The organism is Porphyromonas sp. COT-290 OH860 (assembly GCF_000768935.1).
GTDB lineage: Bacteria > Bacteroidota > Bacteroidia > Bacteroidales > Porphyromonadaceae > Porphyromonas.
Map to the genome: position 1 here is coordinate 1 of NZ_JRAR01000008.1, position 7,914 is coordinate 7,914.

Annotated in this window: 4 protein-coding genes; all 4 read right to left on the reverse strand. The window is 51.7% G+C overall.

The window, feature by feature from the left end:
* Positions 1-114: 114 nt before the first annotated feature.
* Entirely contained in the window at positions 115-1,416 is a 1,302-nt protein-coding gene (locus HQ41_RS01295; protein ID WP_052405209.1) for a 3-phosphoshikimate 1-carboxyvinyltransferase, read from the reverse strand.
* Between the two features lie 115 nt (positions 1,417-1,531).
* Entirely contained in the window at positions 1,532-3,388 is a 1,857-nt protein-coding gene (locus tag HQ41_RS01300) for a hypothetical protein (RefSeq protein WP_044186854.1), read from the reverse strand.
* A complete protein-coding gene (locus HQ41_RS01305; protein ID WP_081964711.1) occupies positions 3,385-6,405 on the reverse strand; it encodes a tetratricopeptide repeat protein in 3,021 nt (1,006 codons plus the stop codon). Before HQ41_RS01305 ends, HQ41_RS01300 begins: the two co-directional genes overlap by 4 nt.
* Positions 6,406-6,588: 183 nt before the next feature.
* Positions 6,589-7,302, reverse strand: a complete 714-nt coding sequence (locus HQ41_RS01310; RefSeq protein ID WP_052405210.1) for a C40 family peptidase — start codon at positions 7,300-7,302, stop codon at positions 6,589-6,591.
* Positions 7,303-7,914: the final 612 nt, after the last annotated feature.

The following is a 7,914-nucleotide window of genomic DNA, read 5'->3' on the forward strand; positions in this document are numbered from 1 at the left end:
ATGTCGATACAGTTAATTACATATTAAAGATAGTAATAATCAGGGATATACACAACGTTTCTAGCCGAAAAGAGGCAAAATACCGTGCAACGGTCTCCTCTAGGTGGCTATCTACTAGCAGCGAAGCAACGATTGGCTGCGAACCCAGCCTAACTGACTTAGTTCGTCCCAGAAATGCGGGAAACTCTTGGCCACAACCTCTGGAGCTTCTACTTGTACAGCGCCCAATAGGTGCACGAAAGCAGGTGCAAGTGCCATCGCCATACGGTGGTCGCTGTGAGTACACAGTACAGTCGCCGTATCATTATGTCTAGAGGTATACTTGCCGTCCCAAGCTATCCGAGATGGATAGAGCTGTAAGTCTGCTCCGACTTTGGCACATTCGGTTCTCAGTGCCTCTAATCTATCACTCTCCTTGATACGTAGATGAGCCACACCATCGAGCGAGAAGCTACGTCCTAGTGCAACGGAGGTTGCGACGAAGGTGGGGACTAGGTCTGGACAAGACGAACAATCGAGCGTGAGCATGCTATCGGCTCTTGCATGGGTTAGACTCAGTTGGATACCAGACTCATAAGGTTCAGTCATCACACCAAAACTCTCGAAGATGTGCGGCAAATATAGGCTATCCCCTTGTAGAGAGGGTAGCTTCAGTTGAGGCAGTTGGAGGCTCTCGACCGCTCCTATCGCCACTAACTCGTAGGCGTAGGAGGCTGCAGTCCAGTCTGCTTCCTCCAGAGTAGTAGTACTAGTAATCTCTTTGGTTCTCGTGGAGTACTCGTAGATTTGCCCTGTCTGGTGCCAATAGACACCTTGCTCTCGTAGCACCTCGAGCGTCATCTGTGCGTATGGCGCAGATGCCAGACCCGACCGGCTAACATCTATCTTGTAGCCTCCGCCCTCTATACACGCACCAATCAACAGCAATGCACTCAGATATTGCGAGCTAGCAGAGGCATCTAACTCTATGGCTTCTCCTCTTATCTGAGCGGGCTCTATGGATAGAGGCGGATAACCGGGTTGGCCTAAATACTCCAGCTTAGCCCCGAGCTGGCGCAGCGCCTCAACTAATGGAGCGATTGGGCGTTCATGTTGTCGTGCCGTTCCCTCCAGTCGAACCGTGCGGCTCGTCTTTGCCGCCAAATAAGCAGCCATAAAACGCATAGCTGTACCAGACTCACCGACACTGATGACACTACCTCCTTGATGCGATACCTCCAATGCCTGCACAAGCGATCTGATATCCTCCGGTAGCCTAGCTCTATCCGTACAGATAGGTCCGAGGTTCACTCCTCGAAGCGAGACCAATAGCAGACGCCTTGCCATTAGGCTCTTGGAGATTGGTAGATGCAGGATATGCCCAGTGGGCTCAGTTCTATTATGTTGCAGGAACAGTTGTAAGTAGTTTTTGCTCATACTGATTTTCTATGACAAGAAAGATCCCATCTGCTTGAAGCGACTCGATGGTTCGGTAGTGCTCATAAGACAAGCAGATGGGATAGTATAGACTTGGCGGGCTTGTGCTCTATCCCTAGAATGTGTATGTACAGCCGACGTTGGCCACAAAAGGCTGTACTGGATAGCCGAGTACCCAGCTGGGCTGCTCTCCCGGAGCGAACTGGCCGTCTAGGGTAAGCGTCCACCTCTTGCCGACACGATAAGCTCCCGAGAGGCTAAATACCCCGAAGGTTGGGAGCTCGACGAACTCGGTTCTAGCTCCATTGGAGTAAGTCAGATCGGCTCTGTAGCCTAGTCCCGTCTGTACTTGATAACCTACACTCAGATCCGTGTAGCCATTAGGGCGATAGTGTACGCTAGCCTCGAGCTCGAAGTTTGATCGTCCCGACAGAGGGTAATGTAACTCTTCACCTGAAGGGAGAGCGACTCCATCCTTGATGCGCCACTGATGACTACGAGCTGCAACCTTAAACGTGTAGGCACGATAGAACGTATAAGCTAGAGCTGCACCAAACTCGTAGTGGTGCGTCGGAGCTGCATCTCGGTAGAAGCGTTTATACCCACCGATAGAGTAAATCTCGTTGCTCATAGGCAGCGAACCAAAGTCACTGCTAAGGGCCTGCCCCTGCATTACATAGTCCTCTACGTTGCGCATTAGCTCATAGCTTGCATATAGCTCGAGAGAGAAGTTAGGGAGGATAAGCCCCGAGAGAGCAAGCCTAGAGGAGAATGGTATGCGTGTGAGCTCCGACTCGTTGAGTAGTGGCATCCGAGGCAGGCATAGGGCATGGCTTATTAACCCGTTGCTACGGACTCCTCCGTCGATCTTGGCACTCAGCAGCCAACTCTCCGACCAGCCGATATGTGCATCAAGACGAGGCCACAGAAGCATCAAGTTCTTATCATCATCTGAGGACTGGAACGAAGCCAAGCCTAGTCCTACAAGTATGCCCCAGTCGAAGCGCTCCTCAACTCCGTCAATCTGCCACGAGGGGCTAATCTGTATATAGGAGTCGTTGAGCGACTTCTTGCGATCGGGTTCACCTACAGATAGCTCTCGGTCGAATAGATAGAGCAGTCCCTCGGCCTTGAAGTCTAGATTGAGCCGACCATAGTCACTCAGCGTACGCCCTAGGCGCAGCTCAACCTTGGGGTTCAGTTCCTTGAGCTCGCCCTGCTTTACCCAAGCGAGGCTGGGAGCGAAGTGATAATGCCAGTTACGCTTGGTAGCCTCTATGGAGCTGATACTCCCACCGATCTGCAAGTAATGTCTATGCCACATATCATCTTTGAGGGCACGCCAAGCCGAGATCTCTTGATCCGTGTGAGCGACATTCTGCTGTTTGATTAGTAGCCCATAGAAGTTCTGATGATCCTGCTGGTAGCTTGTAGATAGGTGCCATCTCATATTGCCACTCTGGCGGAAGTAGTCTGCTCCTAGCCCCCAGCTCTGCTCCTTGATAGGCTGCTCGAGGAGCTCCCCACTAGGATTGTAATGCGTCCACCGACCATTTAGTCTGAGGTCAAGGTAATCCGTCTGAGTATTAATGGGTCGTACGCCTGCCTCCAAGCGAGCATTGTAGCGTACGCCTAGAGCTCCAGAGAGATAGCCAAGTTGACCACTCTTGCCCATGAGGGTGGGCAGAGGAGCGAGTGAAGTGAGTGCGCCTACTTGCACTGGTGCATCAAGCCTAGTTAGGGCAGAGGGAGAGAAGTGTTGCCGCTCTGCTGTATAGACCTTCGGAGTCGATAGAGTGAAGCCCATAGGCGTACGCACCTCGAGCTTGTTCTCCTGCGTGGTCATCACCTTGAGGCTACGCCGTAGTGTATCCACTGGCGTATGGGCACTTTTGCTCTGAGCCCAAAGTATATCGGCACTGGCTAGCCCAAAAACAAGGCTTAGCCCGATGAAGCATATCTTGTATTTCATGATTTCTGAGAGTATTTAGTTAGGCGCTGCTCGATCATCTCTTGGATATCGGGCTCTGGGTCTTGGTAGTTGTCCTTGAGGCTCTGTATATACTGCTGAGCCAAATATAGATCTCCCACCGCCTCGCAACTGTCGGCCAGCAAGACGAAAGCTCTTGCTAGCCAGTACTGCTGAGGGGTACCAGTAGCGACGAACTGCTCCAGCATCTCTTGTGTCTGCTTAGCTTGTCCCAAACGAAGCATCAGAGTAGCCCTACGTACCATAGCCTCTGCTCCCGCTGGAGTATCAGGGTAGGCCGATAGACTTGCGTATGTCGCTATTGCAGTTTTCACGGCTTTATTCCCCTCCTGAGCTCTACCTAGCAGAAGCGTCAGCTCCTGCATAGACTCCGCTGGGAGCTGCTTGCGTCGCAGAAGTTCTTGGGCCACCTCGGTAGCTAGAGTAAATTGCCCTGCGTCTAGGGCTGTTTGAGCGAGCTTCTGACCAAGCTCTAGGCTAGTTTCCGCCGACCCATGAGCCAGCTGATAGGCCTTACGGTACGCCTCTACGGCTTCTGCACCACGTCCCAGAGCGAGTAATGTCGCTCCCATCTCGGTCTGCACACGTAAGGACTGCTCTGGCGAGAGGGTAAGCACAGAGAGCTTACGCAGGCGTTCCAGAGCCTCTCCTCTGCGCTCGGTTTGTATGTAGCGGTCAATGAGTAGCCACTCAGCTCTATAACGATCGGGGCTATCGGGATAGTCGCCAACGAAGGTCAGTAGCTCCTGCTCTACTCCAGCCTCGGCACGGCGCAAACGGCTCTCAAGGGCTAGATACTTCAAGTGAACAGCGTCTTGCTCTCTTGGCACAAGTTTACCTCCTAGGCCAGATACAAATGCTGCGTACTCATCGAGGCGATGATTCTCGGCATAGAGGCTTTTTAGATCGCTTAAGGCTATCTGGGCTTCACTACTCTCCGGATAGGTAAGCACCACGTGCTTGTAAGCCTCTATCGCGGGCTGCTCATCTCCTTTGTTGGACTGTATCAAAGCTCTTTCTAGAGCAGCCAGTGGAGCGGAGGGGCTAGAGGGAAATCGCTGCTCTAGTGAAGCAAAGATCTCATCTGCTGCACCCGATTGCTTGCGCCCTATCAGTAGCGCTCGTCCCTTGTCATAGAGTACATCTGCGACGTAGGCGGACTGTGGGTGCTTATCTAGTAGCTTATCAATGACCTCTATTTGCTTGTCATACTCACCTCTCTGTCTATGTATGGTAGAGGTGCGGTAGAGTGCCTCGTCGCTCCCCTCTGGGTGAAGTCTGTCTGCACGCAGATAGCAGGCCATTGCCTCTTGTGGCTGCCCTCCCTGCCCGAGTAGGCAGTCACCCATACGGCAGAGCGCATCTGCTCTCATCTGTGCTTGTGCGTCGGACGAGGCATATCGGTCTAGGGACTTATAGGCCTCTGCATACCTCTTCTGGTTGTAGAGGGCATAGCCGTGCAGATAGCTAGCTATACCATGCTCATAGGCGGAAGCCCCTTGCTGCAAACGCATCGCAGCTGCCGCATCTTGCTCTGCCTCTCGGTACTTGCCCTCTCGCAGATAATAAGCAGCACGCATCACTCGTGCTATGGCATAGGCTTCTCCCTTGCCCGAGAGGGCGATGGCTTCGTTGAGGGTCTTGAGGTAAGTCGCTGGGTCTGATTCCTGTGTAGAGGCTAGGCGTACTAGGACGTCTTGCTTAGCATCCGTCAGTTTCTCTCCTTGACTCTCTAGGCGTTTGATGAAGTCCAGTTTGCTTTGGTAGTCCTTGCCAACCGAGAAGTAGCCACGTAGCAACTCGATCACTCGTTGGCGGTGTGGGCTATGGGGATAATCGGCTAGAAATCGCTCGGTCTGTCTGATCTGGCTACCGAAGGCATCATAGCCACGAGAGAAGCCAATCTCAATAAGCTGATACAAGGCTTCTTCCTTGGTCTTGCTGGAGCTCTTGGGGTGCTCCATGACAGCCGAGAGAGCGAGCTGAGCTTGTCCGTCCTGTCCGTCCGCCCTGTACGCATTGGCTAGGGCAAACTGAGCAATGGCTCCACGCTCACCTTGAGCAAGTGTAGCACGCTGTAGGGCAGGTATCGACAGCCCCATCTGGCCATTAGCTTGGCTCTGGGCACGATGATAGTAGGCTGCCCCCAAGGCGAATGCCTCCTCTGCAGTTAGGTTAGGCAGCTCCAAAGGAGCCAAGATGCGAATAGCATTGGTATAGTCCCCAAGGGCATAATAGGCTTGCCCCATAGCCCCTTGTAGGCGTATGCGCTCGACAAGCTTGGGGAACCGACGCTGTAGCTCTTGCGTACGAGCAATGGCCTTGGAGGGTGCCTCTCTCTCGTATGCCATTAGAGCTTGTAGATAGGCAGCCTCTGGGGCAAGCTCTGGGCTCCATGGGTGATCTGCCAGTAGTGTAGCAGCTCGGCTAGCCTGCCCCTCGCTCCAGTCGAGGTTGCAAAGGTAGAGTATGGCCCACTCTGCCCATATAGATCGGCCCGTAGAGGCCTGCTCTAGCAGAGCTCTAGCCGCTGGTATGCTAGCAGAAGTATTCTGCTCTGTGAGCATGATGTAGGCACGTAGTGTCAGGCACTGGGAGTATTCTTCGTCATTGAGTCCATCGGCCTGCACTAGGGATAGGTGGTGAGCAGCATTGATGCGGTCACCGCTCTCCATATACACCAGTGCGAGCATAAGCCTAGCCCGGTTGCGATCCATTGAACTAGGGTACTGCTCTACGAAGTCGAAGAGGACCCGTGCGCTAGAGCTCTCTAGGCTCATGAGCTTGGAGAGCGCTTGCATATAGGGCCTCTGATCGGCATTGGCAAAAGTAATAGGCAGGTGCAGTCGGCTCTGCGAGATACCGATATGGTTTTGTCCCACGGCATATTGCCTCATCTGGCTCTCTAGACTCAACCTAGCAGAGGGCAGAGATTGCTGTGCTCCTAGATGAGAGAGGAATAATGTAGACAGACTGAGGCAGAGGACTAAATGTTTCATACCTAAAGTAATTCAAAAACTTGATACATATTTTGACAAAGATAACAAACACAGCTCAAATGCTCCTCTGCTCATGTACTCGGCTTGCCAATACATAAATAAGGACACCATCTGAGCTGCCCCTATAGCTCTAGCGAGAGAGCCAAAGACTGCCCATCTTGCTTACTGCCCTCTAGTGGCTCGCTAGTCTAACTGGCAAGAGGGTGGCGGAGTAAGTGCCGACCACAAACTAGGCGTCGGCTCTAGCCATGGTAGAGGCGGCTGAGCGACTGTGGGGCGAATGGGTGTATTGCGTGTCTGTGGCGTGTCGATACCAGACTTCTTGAGCATCTCGGACATCCACGGCAGACGCCCTACGTATAGGAAGCGCTTGTTGAAGTAGCCGCTTGACTTGAGCTTGTGCTTAATGATACCACGGCTATTAGTACTGTGCATAATAGTCAGATCTCCGTCCTTATTGTCCACCACGAGGGCCACATGGCCTACTCGAGAGCTAGAAGCATTGCGCCCCTTGAAGAAAACCAAATCTCCGGGTCTAGCCTCTGCGACTTTCTTGACGAAAGTGCTTAGTGCTGCCGATGAGCGGGGAATCTGTACACCTAGCATCTTATATAAATAAGATACGTAACCAGAGCAATCCAACGGCCAAGGAGCTATGCCTCGTGAGCGGTAGGGTTTGCCGAGTAGTCGCTCACCGCTGCGTATGAGCTGCGAGAGCGCTTCCTCCAGCAGAGGCTCGTCCGCGCTAGCAGCCCGTGACACTTGCGCTGTCTGTATGCTGTGACTTGTGGCAGGCTTGCTTTTGCTCTTCTTATTGCGTGCGGCACAGCTAACCAGAGGTAGCGAGAGCAATACTAGCAGATAGAGCCGAGAGGCTAGAGTATATTTGGGGTTCATCAGCAATCTTTATCTATTGATTTTGTCGTATTTTACCAGATATGTAAGCATTATAGCTATGAGTTTGTTGTAGCAAGGAGATAGAGTGGCGCACATAAATCTCCTCACACCGGCGTGATAGCTATCAGTACTTACACAATATGGCAACGAACGAAAATAAACATTTATTATGAAATAGGGCATAACCTCCATGGACGAAGATCTAAACTGACTGTTAAAAGATGTTATCAATCTATGGATCAATTGTCGAAAATTAGTTGGGATTTGCTGAAAAATTGAAGGACTGATTTGTGAGGATTGTAGGACTCATTTCTCTAGATGTGTCCTACAATTCGCATAGATTGATGGGAAGAAATACGCAACAGTAAAGCTCCAATCTACTGAATATGCCAACAAAACATTTTATACAACTGATTATCAATAGGCTAACAAAAAATCGATTTTAGGCAATTATTTTTACTGAGCTGAGCGGAAGTGCCCCAATAAGAGAAAATGCAATCTAGAGCCTCCTAGGGGAGACTATTGCGCAATGCACCGCTCAAAGTTTCTTGTATCTTTCTCGGTGTTTTTTGCGTGTTTGAGCGGCTTGGGGAGCCTTGAATACTATCCCCC